The sequence below is a fragment of the Streptomyces sp. NPDC057137 genome (assembly GCF_042670825.1).
Lineage (GTDB): Bacteria > Actinomycetota > Actinomycetes > Streptomycetales > Streptomycetaceae > Streptomyces.
Genome location: NZ_JBHUUW010000049.1, coordinates 31,576 through 46,216, shown reverse-complemented (window position 1 = coordinate 46,216; position 14,641 = coordinate 31,576). Strand labels below are relative to the sequence as shown.

12 protein-coding genes and 2 tRNA genes are annotated in these 14,641 nt (G+C 71.2%); 10 read left to right on the top strand and 4 right to left on the bottom strand.

The genetic code is table 11. From position 1 onward, the window contains the following. Positions 1-72 precede the first annotated feature (72 nt). The 3 genes from rsfS to ACFT9I_RS29570 all read left to right on the top strand — a co-directional run bounded on the left by rsfS (position 73) and on the right by ACFT9I_RS29570 (position 1,359). A complete protein-coding gene (gene rsfS, locus ACFT9I_RS29580; RefSeq protein WP_382569214.1) occupies positions 73-504 on the top strand; it encodes a ribosome silencing factor in 432 nt (143 codons plus the stop codon). After that, the gene (locus ACFT9I_RS29575) at positions 501-1,154 is read left to right on the top strand and encodes a histidine phosphatase family protein (protein ID WP_382569241.1); all 654 of its coding nucleotides are present in this window, start codon (positions 501-503) and stop codon (positions 1,152-1,154) included. The genes rsfS and ACFT9I_RS29575 overlap by 4 nt, the downstream gene beginning before the upstream one ends. A 132-nt stretch (positions 1,155-1,286) precedes the next feature. Next, positions 1,287-1,359 (top strand) — tRNA-Ala (locus ACFT9I_RS29570). Positions 1,360-1,450: 91 nt separating this feature from the next. On the opposite strand, the gene ACFT9I_RS29565 is transcribed toward ACFT9I_RS29570, so the two are convergent. Beyond that, positions 1,451-2,314 (bottom strand): helix-turn-helix transcriptional regulator, encoded by an 864-nt coding sequence (locus tag ACFT9I_RS29565; RefSeq protein WP_382569240.1) that lies wholly within the window; start codon positions 2,312-2,314, stop codon positions 1,451-1,453. Positions 2,315-2,425: 111 nt separating this feature from the next. Between ACFT9I_RS29565 and ACFT9I_RS29560 the strand changes: the two genes are divergently transcribed. From ACFT9I_RS29560 to ACFT9I_RS29550, 3 genes are all read left to right on the top strand, one after another. Beyond that, positions 2,426-3,868, top strand: coding sequence for an MFS transporter (locus ACFT9I_RS29560; protein WP_382569212.1), 1,443 nt, complete (start codon positions 2,426-2,428; stop codon positions 3,866-3,868). 116 nt (positions 3,869-3,984) lie between these two features. Then, on the top strand, positions 3,985-4,149 hold the full coding sequence (locus ACFT9I_RS29555) for a hypothetical protein (protein ID WP_382569210.1): 165 nt from the start codon (positions 3,985-3,987) through the stop codon (positions 4,147-4,149). A 3-nt stretch (positions 4,150-4,152) separates the two neighbouring features. Beyond that, on the top strand, positions 4,153-4,386 hold the full coding sequence (locus tag ACFT9I_RS29550) for a hypothetical protein (RefSeq protein WP_354603343.1): 234 nt from the start codon (positions 4,153-4,155) through the stop codon (positions 4,384-4,386). On the opposite strand, the gene ACFT9I_RS29545 is transcribed toward ACFT9I_RS29550, so the two are convergent. Beyond that, positions 4,365-5,639 (bottom strand): glycosyltransferase 87 family protein, encoded by a 1,275-nt coding sequence (locus tag ACFT9I_RS29545; RefSeq protein ID WP_382569208.1) that lies wholly within the window; start codon positions 5,637-5,639, stop codon positions 4,365-4,367. The genes ACFT9I_RS29550 and ACFT9I_RS29545 overlap by 22 nt on opposite strands. 119 nt (positions 5,640-5,758) lie before the next feature. Between ACFT9I_RS29545 and ACFT9I_RS29540 the strand changes: the two genes are divergently transcribed. Together ACFT9I_RS29540 and ACFT9I_RS29535 are read left to right on the top strand one after the other, a co-directional pair. Then, positions 5,759-5,831, top strand: a tRNA-Ala gene (locus ACFT9I_RS29540). Positions 5,832-5,906: 75 nt separating this feature from the next. Further along, positions 5,907-6,806: a putative RNA methyltransferase gene (locus ACFT9I_RS29535; RefSeq protein WP_382569206.1), complete on the top strand. Its 900-nt coding sequence runs from the start codon at positions 5,907-5,909 to the stop codon at positions 6,804-6,806. A 40-nt stretch (positions 6,807-6,846) separates the two neighbouring features. On the opposite strand, the gene ACFT9I_RS29530 is transcribed toward ACFT9I_RS29535, so the two are convergent. Together ACFT9I_RS29530 and ACFT9I_RS29525 are read right to left on the bottom strand one after the other, a co-directional pair. Then, positions 6,847-8,442: an NADH-ubiquinone oxidoreductase-F iron-sulfur binding region domain-containing protein gene (locus ACFT9I_RS29530; RefSeq protein WP_382569204.1), complete on the bottom strand. Its 1,596-nt coding sequence runs from the start codon at positions 8,440-8,442 to the stop codon at positions 6,847-6,849. Then, on the bottom strand, positions 8,439-10,109 hold the full coding sequence (locus ACFT9I_RS29525; protein WP_382569202.1) for a hypothetical protein: 1,671 nt from the start codon (positions 10,107-10,109) through the stop codon (positions 8,439-8,441). The genes ACFT9I_RS29530 and ACFT9I_RS29525 overlap by 4 nt, the downstream gene beginning before the upstream one ends. Before the next feature lie 530 nt (positions 10,110-10,639). On the opposite strand from ACFT9I_RS29525, the gene leuS reads away from it, so the two are divergent. Continuing rightward, positions 10,640-13,540, top strand: coding sequence for a leucine--tRNA ligase (gene leuS / locus ACFT9I_RS29520; protein WP_382569201.1), 2,901 nt, complete (start codon positions 10,640-10,642; stop codon positions 13,538-13,540). A gap of 223 nt (positions 13,541-13,763) precedes the next feature. Beyond that, positions 13,764-14,588 carry a hypothetical protein gene (locus tag ACFT9I_RS29515; RefSeq protein WP_382569199.1) on the top strand — a complete coding sequence of 275 codons (825 nt, stop codon included), beginning with the start codon at positions 13,764-13,766 and terminating at the stop codon, positions 14,586-14,588. Positions 14,589-14,641 lie beyond the last annotated feature (53 nt).

The window sequence follows — 14,641 nt, the reverse complement described above, 5'->3', positions numbered from 1 at the left end:
AAAGGCTGCGTCGGCTTGTCGGCGGTCCGTGAGACCCTGGGGGTCTCCAGACCGCCGACGAAAGCATCGCCTGTGACCGCCACGGACCGCTCCATCGAGCTCATCAACGCCGCCGCTCAGGCGGCAGCAGACCGGCTCGCGCACGACATCATCGCGTACGACGTCAGCGATGTGCTGTCGATCACCGACGCGTTCCTCCTCGCCTCCGCGCCCAACGACCGTCAGGTCAAGTCGATCGTGGACGAGATCGAGGAGCGTCTTTCCAAGGAGCTCGGCGCCAAGCCGGTGCGCCGTGAGGGCGACCGCGACGCCCGCTGGATCCTGCTGGACTACGTCGACATCGTCGTCCACGTCCAGCACAGCGAGGAGCGGGTCTTCTACGCGCTCGAACGCCTCTGGAAGGACTGCCCGGAGCTGCCGCTGCCGGACGACGCCGTCAAGACCCGTGGCAAGGGTGCCGAGCACGCCGATCTGAAGGGTTCCATGGACGGTGAGCTGAGCTGAACGGCAACAAAGGCGGCAGGGGCCGCCGGATCATTCTGTGGAGGCACGGGCAGACCGCCTGGAATCTGGAGCGCCGCTTCCAGGGCACGACGGACATCGAGCTGACGCAGGACGGCGTCGCGCAGGCGCGCCGCGCCGCCCGGCTGCTGGCGTCGCTGCGGCCGGACGCGCTCGTCGCCTCCGACCTCCAGCGCGTCGTGGCCACGGCCAACGAGCTGGCCTCGCTGACCGGGCTCCCCGTCAGTTACGACTCCGCGCTCCGTGAGACGTACGCGGGCGCCTGGCAGGGCCTGACCCACGAGGAGATCGTGGAGCGGTTCGGCGAGCAGTATCTGGCGTGGAAGCGCGGCGAGCCCGTACGGCGCGGGGGCGGCGAGCTGGAGACCGAGGTCGCCGACCGGGCCGCGCCCGTCGTGCTCCACCACGCGGACAAGCTCCCCGACAACGGCACGCTCGTCGTGGTCAGCCACGGCGGCACGATCCGCACCACGATCGGCCGGCTGCTCGGTCTTGAGGCGCACCACTGGGAAAGCCTCGGCGGGCTCTCCAACTGCTGCTGGTCCGTCCTGGGCGAGGGCGCGCGGGGCTGGCGTCTTCAGGAGCACAACGCGGGGACGCTCCCCGAGCCGGTGCTCGGCGACGACGACTGAACGACCGGCCGCCGCGAGGGTGGTCGGGGCCGTGATCGAGGGCCGCCGGAGGTCGCCGGACGTGATTTCACTTTCCGGCTGATCGCAGGCTAAAGTTCTTCTTGTTCACAGCGCGGAGCGCCAAGAACATGAGGGGCTATAGCTCAGTTGGTAGAGCGCCTGCATGGCATGCAGGAGGTCAGGAGTTCAATTCTCCTTAGCTCCACACCTTGGATCCCGTCCTCGTCATGAGGGCGGGATTTCCTCGTTCAGGTCGCCGTTCAGGTCCTCGTTCAGATCCCTATTCGGGTCCCCGTTCAGGAGTCCTCCGGGAGTCCTCGCCGCCCGCGCAGAACCGCCGTCCTGCGTCGGCTCTCCTCGTCGTCCGGGGTGTAGACCACGATCCGGCAGTCCGGCATCCCGTCGATCGACAGCGACACCGACGTCATCCGTATCTCGCCGACCGCCTTGTGCCGGAACGTCTTCACCCGGGGGCCGGGCGGCACCACGTCGCCACCGCCCCACAGCTCCGCGAAGTACGGGCTGGCCGCCGAGAGGCGCCGTACGAACGACTCCCACGCCGGCTCGCCCACATGGCGTCCGTACGCGCCGCGCAGCGTGGCCACCATCACCGGCAGCTCCACGTCCCGGAAGACCAGCGGGCAGTCGGGCTCCGGCACCGCGAAGAGCATCCACAGCACATTGCGCACCCCGATCTCCCGCATCACCCGGAGATCGAAGAGATCGCGGTAGGCGGCGTTGGCGGTCAGGATGTCGTAGCGCGCGTTGTAGACGACGGCCGGATGCGGGTCGAGCGCGTCGATGATGCCCTGCACCTCACCGTTCACCCGGTGGGCGTCGGCCTCCCGGTCCGGCGCGTAAGGCACCTCGGCCAGTTGGTAGAGATGCTCGCGCTCGGTCTGGTCGAGCCGCAGCGTGCGCGCCACCGCGTCCAGCACCTGCGCCGACGCGTTGATGGGACGGCCCTGCTCCAGCCAGGTGTACCAGGTCACCCCGACGCCGGAGAGCTGGGCGACCTCCTCGCGACGCAGGCCGGGCGTGCGGCGGCGCAGCCCCGGCGGCATCCCGACATCCGCCGGCGTCACCCGCGCCCGGCGGCCGCGCAGGAACGCCGCCAGCTGGGGTCGGCGCCGCCGGCCCGTCGCGGGTGTCACCGTCATCGTCGTCACGCCCCCATCGTGCGGTGTCCGCCCCGCCCTTGCCAGGTGCTGCCAGTACCCGTATCAGGGGGCTCTCGGCACCGGTGTCCGAACCGGGTGAGGCTCGCCGTCATGACGACCACCTCACCCGAAACCCCGGTACTCAGTAAAGCCGGTGGCACTGACAGACGGCCGGGCCTGCTGCTCGCCGTCGTGCTCGCCGCGCAGTTCATGGCGCTGCTCGACGCGTTCATCGTCAACGTGGCCGCGCCCACGATCCGTACCGAACTCGGGGCCTCCGACGCCGGGTTGCAGCTGGTCATCGCCGGCTACACCATCGCGTACGCCGTCCTGCTGATCACCGGCTCACGGCTCGGCGGGATACTCGGCCACCGCCGCGCGTATCTCGGCGGGCTCGCCGTCTTCACCGCCGCCTCGCTCGCCTGCGGACTGGCCGCGGGCACCGGCCAGTTGATCGCCTTCCGGCTGGTGCAGGGCGCGGGCGCGGCCCTGCTGATCCCGCAGGTGCTGAGCCTCATCCAGCGCGAGTTCGCGGGCGAGCGGCGGATGCGGGCGCTGGGCGCGTACGCGGCGGTGATCGCCACCGGGGCGGCGACCGGGCAGGTCGCCGGCGGGCTCCTGGTCAGCGCCGATCTCTTCGGCACCGGCTGGCGGCCGGTGTTCCTGGTCAACGTCCCCGTCGGTCTCGCCCTGTTCGTCCTCGGCGCGCGGCTGCTGCCGGACGACCGGCCCACGGCCACAGGCCGGAGGCGCGGTCTGGATCTGCCGGGTCTCGTGCTGCTGGCCGCCGCCGTCTCACTGTTCACCGTCCCGCTGGTTCTCGGGCAGGAGCAGGACTGGCCGCTGTGGACCTGGCTCTCGCTCGGGGCCGCCGCCGTCTCCTTCGGTGCCTTCCTCGCGTACGAGTCCCGGCTCGCCCGGCGCGGCGGCGCCCCGCTGATCGCGCCGCGTGTGCTGCGTATCCCGGGGATCGGCCCGGCGGCCGTGCGGATCACCGTGGCGATGGCGGTGAACGCGGGCTTCCTCTTCGTCCTCACGCTGCATCTTCAGGGTGGCCTCGGCCACAGCGCGCTGCGCACCGGGCTCACCTTCGCGCCGACGGCCGTGGTCTTCGGCGTGGTCGGCCTGACCTGGCGCACCTGGCCCGCCCGCCTCCAAAAGAGGCTGATCCCGGCCGGGTTCGTCCTCACCGCGCTGTCCGCGCCGGCCGTCGGACTGGTGCTGCGCGACGGCGGTTACGGCGGGCCGTGGATGTACGTGGCGTTCCTCGCCATGGGCGCGGGCCTGGCGCTCGGGTTCAGCCCCACGCTGACGGGCGCGCTCGCCGACGTACGTAAGGAGGACGCGGCGGACGCCAGCGGGCTGTTGGTGACCGTGACCCAGCTCGGTCAGGTGATCGGTGTCGCGACCTTCGGCACGCTCTTCCTCAACCAGTTGGACGGGCCGGGGCCCGCCGCTTCGGGCGAGGCTCTGTGGGCCGCCTCCCTCGCGCTGGCCGGTGCCGCGGTTCTCGGCGCGGCGGCCGGTCTCGGACAACGGCGAAGGTCTCGCTGAGAACGTCTCGCCGAAAGGAGACGGCCCGGCCTGATCATGCTGTCCTCCTTGCGAAGCCATGACAGAATCGGACGGCCGGAGGGGGATGACGGCACGGATGGGGAGGAGAGAGCGCGATGCCCGCCAGCAGCATCGACAAGGTCGGTGACCTGCTTGCGGCGGCGGATTCGGCCACCGGCCTGAGCTGCCCCTCGTGCGGTTCGTTCCATGTGGCCCAAGTGCTCGGCGACAACGGCGGAGTTTCTTACGTGTGCACGGCCTGCGGCCACAGCTGGAGCTGAGTGATGGGTGCGCACAGGAGAAAATGCGACTGGTGCGGCAGCGGCACCCCCATCGTCCGGGACATGGACCCGCTCAACGCCGCGTTCCAGTACTGGTGCGAGGAGTGCGCCCGCGCGCTCATCATAAAAGGCGACCCCATCGAGACGTACCGGGAGTTGGAGGGCGAGCCCATCTACGGCCGGCTCCTCGACGAGCACTGCACGCTCAAGCGCTTCTACTCCTTCGCCACCGCGTAATCCCTCGGCTCCCCGGCCACCACCGGCTCCCTCGGCACCGGGGGACGTTCGGGCGCCCGCTCCTCCCGGCCGACGACCGACAGATACACCAGCAGCCCCAGCGCCATCGCCGGATAGATCGCCGTGAGCGCCATCTGGGCGCGATTCTGGTCGAGTTCAAGCCGTTCCACAGCGCCGTGCGGCACCCGCCACAGCGCGTACGACAAGAAGCCCATTCCCGCCACGGCCGCCCATTCCGTCCTCCCGTGCGCCACCAGGAGCAGCACCATCGGCACACACCACACCCAGTGGTGGGACCAGGAGATCGGGCTGATCAGCAGTGCGGTGGCCGCGCAGGCGACGGCGGCCTCCGCCGTCCGCCCGCGCCGGGCCGCCGTGACCGCCACGGCCAGCCCGGCCACCGCGACCACGGTGGCCACCGGGAGCCACCAGAGCGAGGGTTCGGTGGTGTGCAGCACCCGCGCGAACACCCCGCGCAGCGACTGGTTCGCGGCGCCCTCGACGCGTCCCACCCGGTCCGCCCGGAAGACGATGTCGGTCCAGAAGCGGTGGGAGTCGTACGGCAGGACGACGGCGGACGCGACGGTGACGGCGAGGAACGCGCCCACCGCCGTCGCGGTCTTGCGCAGCCAGGGATTCCAGCCGGCCTCGCGGAACCGCAGCACTCCGGTGATCAGCAGCATGACGGCGAAGAGCGCGGGGGTCAGCTTGACCGCCGTGGCGAGACCGATGCCGACGCCCGCCCAGCGGTGGCCGTCACGCCGTGTGAGGTCCCACAGGACGGCGACGCCGATCAGCAGATTGATCTGTCCGTAGCGGAAGGTCGTCCACACCGGCTCGCACCAGACGGCCGCCGCCGCCACCCACAGTGCCGCGCCGGGCGGCACCGCCCCGCGGAACGTCAACCTCAGTGAGAGGTGGACGAACGCGACGAGCAGCAGGAGATTGCCGACGGTGGCGAGGGTGCGCATCTCCGGGACGCCCAGCAGGGTCAGCGGTGTGAACAGCAGCGCCGCGAACGGCGGATACGTCGTCGGCAGCCCCGCGTAGGTCGCGCGCATCGCGTAGAGGTCGTGCCCGTCGAGTACCGTACGGCCCTCGGCCCGGTAGACCATCACGTCGATCATCGAGACCGCGGCGGCGCGCTGCGCGATCCAGAACGCCGCGAACGACAAGAGGCAGACAGCGGCGCCGACGAGGACGGAACGCCGACCGGCGGTGACCCGCGTGAGTACGGGAGTGAGTACGGTCACGAAGGGTGACAGTAGCAGTCCTATCGGTACAAATCGGAAACGATTTGGCGGAGGGCCCGACGGACCGTGTAATGTTGGCACCGCCGCCGAGGGGATGCCCGAAGTGCGGTACATCACAAGGGGCTATAGCTCAGTTGGTAGAGCGCCTGCATGGCATGCAGGAGGTCAGGAGTTCAATTCTCCTTAGCTCCACATCTCAGAAGTTCCCGTCCGGACACCACGTCCGGGCGGGTTCTTCTTGTTGACAGCCCGTCGCGGAGGAACGCCGTGTCCAACTCGCCCGCCGCGCCCGACCTTTGGCACCGGCTGCTCGGCGTGCTGAGGTGCCCCCTGTGCGGCGCACCGCTCGCACCCCCGCACGGTGCTCCCACACCCTTCACGACCCTCCGGGGCGTCAACTCCCTGGGCTGCGCCGAGGGTCACTCGTTCGACGTCGCCCGCCAGGGCTACCTCAGCCTGCTGACCGGCAGCACGAACGCGGCGAACGCCGACAGCGCGGACATGGTGACGGCCCGGACGCGGTTCCTGGCGGCCGGCCACTACGAGCCGCTGGCCCGCGCGCTCGCCGGGACCGTCGCGCGGCTGTGCCCGCCGGACGGCACCGTCATGGACGCCGGGGCGGGCACCGGGTACTACCTCGCCACCGTGCTCGACGCCCTGCCCGACGCCGTGGGACTCGGCCTCGACGTCTCCAAGTTCGCGCTGCGCCGGGCGGCCGGGGCCCATCCACGGGCGGGCGCCGCGACCTGGGACATCTGGAAGCCGCTGCCCGTCGTGAGCGGCGCCGCCGACGTCGTGATCAACGTCTTCGCGCCCCGCAACGGCCCGGAGTTCAATCGCGTCCTGCGGCCGGACGGAGCCCTCGTCGTCGTCACCCCCACCGCACGCCACCTCGCGGAACTCCCCGCCAGCCTCGGCATGTTGTCGGTCGACGCCGCCAAGGAGGACCGGCTGCACCGCACGCTGTCCGGTCACTTCCGGCAGGAGCGCACGGACGTCGTGGAGCGGGAGGTCGCCATGACCGGGCCGCAGGTGCGCGATCTCATCCTGATGGGGCCGAGCGCCCACCACCTCGGCGCCGAAGAGGTGCACCGGAGCGTCGCGTCGCTGGACACGCCGCTCCCGGTGACCGTCTCCTTCCACGTCTCGGTCTATCGGCCGCACTGATCCGCCTCTCGTGATCGGCGGCCTTCTTACAGAGGACGCGTCAGCGCCCGCTGCCCAGAGCCTTCCGGCCACCGCCCGGCGGCAGGGCCGCCGGACCTCCCGGCCGCGCTGGCCGCTGCGGCGCCGGCTGCTCGATACGGAGCGCGAGCGCCGGGCAGCGCCGTACGGCACGCTGGGCACGGCCCCGCAGATGCATCGGTACGGAGGCGTCGGCGAGCGCGGGGTAGCCGTCGGGGCCGAGCCGGATCAGCTCGGGCACGATGTCCGCGCAGAGCCCGTGCCCCTGGCAGAGCGTCCAGTCCACGGCCAGCTTCTCGCCGCTCGGGATGGACTCCTCGGCGGTCTGGTAGCCGGGCCCCGGCAGCGGCAGCACGCCGGTGGTGTCACGCCCGCAGCCGCCGTCCAGCACATGGGCGGCGAGGTCGTCGGTGAAGGCGGAGAGGGTGGACATGAAGAACCGCGCGGACCCGTCGGGATGCTTGCACGCGCCTCGCCCCCGTACCGCCTGGGTGACCTCGCGCAGCGCCTCCAGGGCGGCGGGACCGCCCCCGTTCAGCACGTCGCTCAGGCCGCCCGCGGCGGCCGGCAGGCCGAGCTTGCAGGGCCCGCACTGACCGGCCGTCTCGGCGGCGAGCCAGTTGGCCACCCGCAGTGCCTCGCCCAGCGGGCAGGTCTCCGGGCCGATCGGCAGGATCGCGCCCGCGCCCAGCGAACCGCCCACCGCCGCCAGGGACTCGCGGGAGACGACGGCGTCGTGCGCGGCCACGGAGTCGATCCAGTTGCCGTGGTAGCCGCCGGTCAGCACGCCCTGGGGGAGCGGCGGCGCGCCGGCGAGCTGGAGGACGTACCGCAGCGGGACGCCCGTCGGCACCTCCACGACCATCGGGCGCGCGACGGCGCCGGAGACGGTGAGCATGACGGTGCCCGGCTCGGCGTCGAGCCCGGTGTGCCCGTAGCGGCGCGCGCCGATCCTGGCGCCGATGGCCAGTTGCGCGTACGTCTCGGCGTTGGACAGCAGCGTCGGGGCGCCCCCGACACCCGACTCGGCGGCCCGCTCACGGCGGCCGGGCGGCAGGGCCGGCCCGCCGTTCGCCGCGCGGATGACGGACGAGGCCTCGCCGGAGACCATGCGCTCGGGTGTACGGACCACCCGCGCCCGCAGTTGCTGCCCGCGCCGGTCGGACAGGCCGCGCTCGGCCAGCGCGGCCCGCATGGATATCTCGGTGGAGTTGCGGGTGACGGCGACCACCAGGGTGCGGGCGCCTAGAGCCTCGGCCGCCAACAGGGCGCCGTCCAGGATGAGATGGGGCGCCCGGTTGAGCAGCACCGTGTCCTTGCGGCAGGCCGGTTCGCCCTCGCTGCCGTTGATGACGACGACGGGGCGCACCCCACGCCGGATCGATGCCTTGGCGACGGCCCGCAGCTTCTTGCCGAAGGGGAATCCGGCGCCGCCACGTCCGCGCAGGGTGATGTTCTCGGCGAGCTGCGCGAGCAGTTCCCCGGTCAGCGGCTCCAGCGGCCCGTGCACCTTGAGGTGCATGGAGAGGTCGAGTCGCTCGACGAGGTCGAATCCCTGTGTCAGCTGGGGAAGGCCGACGACACGGACTTCGGGGACATCGGGGAGAGGGGCGTTCACTGTCGGTCTCCTGCGGGTGGGTACCAGGGTTCACCGGCACTCGGGGTTCCCCCGCCGTTGGCGGGAGGCTGCTGGAACGTGTCGTCCGACTGCCGGTACAGGTCGGCTTGTTGGTACAGGTCGGGTCCCGGGGTGGCATCGGGCCGCGGGTAGGGGGCCGACTGTAGGTACGTGTCGGACGGCCGGTTTGTCTCAGCTCGCTGGTACGTCTCCTGTTGCTCGTACGTCTGGTAGGTCTCCGGCTGTTGGTACGTCGGGGGCCCTTCGTACGGAGACGGCTGCTGGTACGGGTCGGCCACCGGCGGCGCGGTGTCGGGGATCGGCTCGTGGGCACGGGCCTGGACGGGAGGCGGGGGCGACGGCGTCGGCCACAGACCGGCCCCGGCCGCCGACGGCTCGCTGATGACCGGTATCTCCTCGGTCATGGGGATGCGTTCGGCGTACGGGATCTCGGGCGACGTCAGCGGGTCGGACGGGCCGCCGAAGGGCGAGGGCGCCGGTGTACGGGCCGAGGGATCGGCGCCGAGTGAGACGGCGCGGTAGCCGGCCGACAGGCTTGGACCGGGGCCGGGACCACGGCTCGTAGGACCCGGATCGACGTACGTGTCCGCGAGCGGGTCCGGGTAGGGAACCCCGGGCGGTGCCGGCGGGCCGGCGGCGTACGGCGCGGCCGACGGGGGCGCGTAGGAGTCCGGGACGAAGGTGTCCGCGAACGGGTCCGCGCTCGGCGGGCGCCCCGCCTCGTAAAGAGGCGGCGACGGCGGGGCGATGCGCGGCGGGACACGGGTCGCGCCCAGCGGCATCGCGGACGCCCCGGCGGAAGCCGGCGCCGACGCGGACCGCTGGCGCGGGAACCGCTGCTCGAACTCCACCTCGGGCACATTGGCCGCGCCGGGCAGCGGTTCGCGCGTCAGGTCGCGGCGGCCCGACTCGCGGAGCCCCGACTGCTCCGGCTCGGGAGTCTCGCGTACGCCACCCGTCAGCTTGAGGATCTTGTCGGCGATACGGCGTTTGACCGGCTGCGGCAGCAGTCGTACGGAAACGGCGCCGATGACGGCGATCAGCGCCAGGCAGTACATGGTCATCACCCAGGTCGCGGCGGCACGCCCCGCGTACAGCCCGTGCATCAGCGCGAAGCACCAGGCCGGATAGGCCAGCATGTGCAGCGCGCGCCAGCGGCCGGCGATCTTGCCGGGCACGGCGAAGGCGCTGCGCAGCGCGCCGGTCGCGGCGGCGATCACCATCAGGAAGCCGGCGAGCGAGCCGAGGCCGATGAGGCCGTTCGTGCCGGTGATCCCGAGGCCGAAGGGGAGCACGGCGCCGATCAGCGCCACGTGTCCGAGCGAGACCTTCACCGTGGCGTGCAGCAGCAGGAAGCCGAGGGAGGCCATCGCCGTGAACCGGTGGATGCCCTGGGCGAGCAGCCGGTGGCGCGGGGAGAGCAGCAGCCGGTCGGTGGCCATCAGTCCCCAGGCGACGGCGGCCGTCAGGGACACCAGCGACAGAACGCCGGTGGTGAAGTCGAGCAGCGCGCGGAAGTCGTCACTCCCCGCCACGGCGAGGAGAGGGACGAGGACGAGCGCGGCGACCGACAGCCCGCCCCGGACCGAGGGGCTCATGCCGTGGGTCGAGGGAAGCGCTGAACGGATCTTGCTTTGAAGCGTCATAGGGGCAACTCCGAATGGCTCGGCAAAGCGGTCCCGTTGCTGCCGCATGCTAAGTCGCTCCAAACCGGGCAGTACGCCGTTTGCAGGTTTACCGAGGGGATTGAGCGTCAACTGACCCTGGGGTTGCCCCGGATAGGGTCGATACGCGGAGTAATCCGGGCGCCGAAGGTTCGATGAATCACATATCGCCGATGGCCTGTTCCCGACTCGAACGATCTTGTATGGGTCTCGAACGTCCCGGCGCCGTCCCGGCTTCGTGTTGCCACCGGCCCGACTCGCGCCCGACTGGCGCCCGACTCACGCCCGACCGCGCCTCCCACGCGCCCGTCCCCGGCCCGAATCCGCCGTGCGAGCCCTCCGCCCGCTGCGGTACCCTGCTCGCATGCGTGCCGTACGCCTTCTGCTTAGCGAGCCGCGCTGATCAGTACCGACGGATGCCAGATCCGGTCGGAATCAGCGTGGCTGCCCCCTCCTGTGTGAGGGGTTTTTTCATTCCCGCGGCAGAGACGATCGATGGAGCTTCAGAGGACATGAGCGAGACGAATCCGGCCGCCGCCGACGCGGAGACGACCGCGACGACCGCGCCGCACCGCTACACGGCTGCCATGGCCGCCGACATCGAGGCACGCTGGCAGGACTTCTGGGACGCCGAAGGCACCTACGAGGCGCCGAACCCGACGGGCGACCTGGCCGGGGACCCGGCCGTCGTCGCGCGCCCCAAGAAGTACGTCATGGACATGTTCCCGTACCCCTCCGGTACCGGACTGCACGTCGGGCACCCGCTCGGCTACATCGCCACCGACGTCTACGCCCGCCATCAGCGCATGAGCGGCTACAACGTGCTGCACACGCTGGGCTTCGACGCCTTCGGCCTGCCCGCCGAGCAGTACGCGATCAGCACCGGCACCCACCCCCGGGTGTCGACCGAGGCCGCCATGGAGAACATGACGCGGCAGCTGCGCCGGCTGGGCCTGGGGCACGACAAGCGGCGCTCGGTCGCCACGATCGACCCCGAGTTCTACCGCTGGACGCAGTGGATCTTCGTACAGATCTTCAACTCCTGGTACGACCCCGAGGCCGACAAGGCCCGCCCGATCACCGAGCTGGTGGCGCGGTTCGAGAGCGGCGAGCGCGCGACGCCGGACGGCCGGAGCTGGAGTGAACTGACCGAGAACGAGCGGGCGGACATTCTGGGCGGGTACCGGCTGGCGTACGCCTCCGACGCCCCCGTCAACTGGTGTCCCGGCCTGGGCACCGTCCTGGCCAACGAGGAAGTCACCGCCGACGGACGCTCCGAGCGCGGCAACTTCCCGGTCTTCAAGTCCAAGCTGCGCCAGTGGAACATGCGCATCACCGCCTACGCCGACCGGCTGCTGGACGACCTGGACGCGCTGGACTGGCCCGATGCCATCAAGCAGCAGCAGCGCAACTGGATCGGGCGCAGCGAGGGCGCGCGCGTCGACTTCCCGGTCGGCGACGCCGGTGCCATCACCGTCTTCACGACCCGTCAGGACACGCTGTTCGGCGCCACGTACATGGTCCTGGCGCCGGAGCACGAGCTGGTCGAGAAGATCGTCCCGGCCGCGTGGCCCGAGGGCACGCACGACGTGTGGACGGGCGGCCACGCGACGCCCGCCGACGCCGTCGACGCGTACCGCAAGCAGGCCGCGTCGAAGTCCGACGTCGAGAGGCAGGCCGAGGCCAAGGACAAGACGGGCGTCTTCACCGGGGCGTACGCGACGAATCCGGCCAACGGCGAGCGGATCCCGGTCTTCATCGCGGACTACGTCCTGATGGGATACGGCACCGGCGCGATCATGGCCGTCCCGGCGCATGACAGCCGTGACTTTGCGTTTGCACGCGCTTTCGAGCTGTCGATGCGCTGCGTCGTGGAGCCGACGGACGGCCGGGGCACCGACGCCTCTCAGTGGGAGGACGCGTTCGTCGCGTACGACGCGAAGATCGTCAACTCGTCGGCCCCCGCCATCAGCCTGGACGGGCTGGGCGTGGTCGACGCCAAGGCGAAGATCACCGAGTGGCTGACCGCCGGGGGCATCGGCGAGGGAACGGTCAACTTCCGGCTGCGTGACTGGCTGTTCAGCCGGCAGCGCTACTGGGGCGAGCCCTTCCCCGTCGTCTACGACGAGGACGGCATCGCGCACGCGCTGCCCGAGTCGATGCTGCCGCTGGAACTGCCCGAGGTCGACGACTACTCGCCGCGCACCTTCGACCCGGACGACGCGGACACCCGGCCCGAGACACCGCTGTCGCGGAACGAGGACTGGGTCGCCGTCGAGCTGGACCTGGGCGACGGCAAGGGCGTACGGCGCTACCGCCGCGAGACCAACACCATGCCGAACTGGGCCGGTTCATGCTGGTACGAGCTGCGCTACCTGGACCCCAACAACACCGAGAAGCTGGTCGACCCGGCCGTCGAGCAGTACTGGATGGGCCCGCGTGAGGGCATGCCGCACGGCGGCGTCGACCTGTACGTGGGCGGCGCCGAGCACGCCGTACTGCACCTGCTGTACGCGCGCTTCTGGTCCAAGGTGCTGTTCGACCTGGGTCATGTCTCGTCGGTCGAGCCGTTCCACAAGCTCTACAACCAGGGCATGATCCAGGCGTACGTCTACCGGGACAGCCGCGGCATCGCGGTCGAGGCCAACGAGGTCGAGGAGCGGGACGGCGCTCACTGGTTCCGGGGCGAGAAGGTCAGCAAGCTGCTGGGCAAGATGGGCAAGTCCCTGAAGAACGCGGTCACTCCGGACGAGATCTTCGCGGAGTACGGCGCCGACACACTGCGCCTGTACGAGATGGCCATGGGCCCGCTGGACGTCTCGCGGCCGTGGGACACGCGCGCGGTGGTGGGCCAGTACCGGCTGCTGCAGCGGCTGTGGCGCAACGTCGTGGACGAGGCGACCGGTGAGGTCACGGTCGTGGACGTGCCGGACGCCGACGTCGACGTGACGACGCTGCGTGCCCTGCACAAGGCGATCGACGGGGTCGGCCACGACTTGGCCGCGCTGCGCTTCAACACCGCCATCGCCAAGATCACCGAGCTGAACAACCATCTGACGAAGGTGGGCGGGCCGGTCGCCCGCTCGGTCGCGGAGCGGCTGGTGCTGCTGGTGGCGCCGCTGGCGCCGCACGTCGCCGAGGAGCTGTGGCGCAAGCTGGGGCACACCGGCTCGGTGGCGCACGAGGCCTTCCCGGCCGCCGACCCGGCGTATGTGATCGACGAGACGGTCACCTGCGTCGTACAGGTCAAGGGCAAGGTCAAGGCGCGGCTGGACGTCTCCCCGTCGATCTCGGACGAGGAACTGGAAGCGCTGGCGCTGGGCGACGCCGCGGTGGTCGCGGCGCTGGGCGGCGCGGGTATCCGCAAGGTGATCGTGCGGGCGCCGAAGCTGGTCAACATCGTGACGGCGTAAGCGACCGGGTAGGCGACCGGGTAGTCGAGCGATTGCGTAAGCCCCGGTGGGGTATGTGTGGGCCGCCCGCGGGATTCTCTCGGGGATTCTGCGGGCGGCCGGCCGGCGGCTCACGGGCACAGGGCTTTCCCTTACGGGCAGTTTGGGGGTCCGGACGGAACCCTCAGGGTGTCCGTTCCGTTTACGGTGGAGGGACCGACGTCGACACCGGAGAGGCATCCACATGGAGGCCGTGCTTTTGATCGTGGCGCTGCTCTTTGTCGCATTCGTGGCCTTGGGCGTATTCGTGAGCGTCAAGGCGGTCCGTGCTGCCAAGCGAGGCGTGGACCGTACGATCTCGCAGGCCCGCCGGACCGTCGAGGACACCACCCTGAGAGCCAAGAGCCTCGGGCAGACCGGCGTACCGGCCGAGCTGGCGCAGCTCCGGCTGACGCTGCGTACGTCGATGCGGGCCACCCAGGAGGCGCTCCGGGCGAACGAGGCGGAGGACGCCTCGCTGTCGGAGTCGCTGAGCCTCTTCCAGCGGCTGAGTGTGTACGGGCGTGAGCTGGACGACGAGTTGAGGCGGCTGGAGCGGGACCCGGACCGGGCGACGATCGCGCGGCGGCTCGGCGAGCTGCGGGAGCGTACGGAGCGGATCACGAAGTCGGCCGACTCGCTGCGGTGGGCGGCAAGGGACCGGGCGCGGAAGTTCTCCGAGGACGAGCTGACGCTTCTGAGCGAGCAGATCGACGTCGAGTCGGGGGCGCTGCGGCACTGGTCGGCGGTGGATCCGAACGCGGACCCGAACGCGGCGCCGCACGCGGACCCGAACCGGCAGGGGGCCATGGAGTGGCCCGAGCCGGAGCCCGCGAGTGAGCCGGAGCAGGCAGGGCAGCGCGGTGGGCGCGCGGCGCGGCCGGAGGGCGTGGAGCCCACGCTCGCCGACCAGACGTGGCCCGAGCCGCCGCCGGCGGGCGAGGGACCGCAGGCGATCGAGCCGCCCGACCCCCGGCGGACGACCTATCCCTGGCAGGAGAAGTCGGCGCGGCCGGAGACGACGAACTGACGGACCGGCGAACTGACGGACCGATCGGTTCGTCTGCCGTTCCGCCTGCCCTC

Excerpts from the sequence above, each read along its gene's own strand:
- leuS (WP_382569201.1), top strand. The coding sequence starts at position 10,640 with ATGAGCGAGACGAATCCGGCCGCCGCCGACGCGGAGACGACCGCGACG.
- ACFT9I_RS29555 (WP_382569210.1), top strand. The coding sequence starts at position 3,985 with ATGCCCGCCAGCAGCATCGACAAGGTCGGTGACCTGCTTGCGGCGGCG.
- ACFT9I_RS29515 (WP_382569199.1), top strand. The coding sequence starts at position 13,764 with ATGGAGGCCGTGCTTTTGATCGTGGCGCTGCTCTTTGTCGCATTCGTG.
- ACFT9I_RS29560 (WP_382569212.1), top strand. The coding sequence starts at position 2,426 with ATGACGACCACCTCACCCGAAACCCCGGTACTCAGTAAAGCCGGTGGC.
- ACFT9I_RS29550 (WP_354603343.1), top strand. The coding sequence starts at position 4,153 with ATGGGTGCGCACAGGAGAAAATGCGACTGGTGCGGCAGCGGCACCCCC.
- ACFT9I_RS29525 (WP_382569202.1), bottom strand. The coding sequence starts at position 10,109 with ATGACGCTTCAAAGCAAGATCCGTTCAGCGCTTCCCTCGACCCACGGC.
- ACFT9I_RS29565 (WP_382569240.1), bottom strand. The coding sequence starts at position 2,314 with ATGACGGTGACACCCGCGACGGGCCGGCGGCGCCGACCCCAGCTGGCG.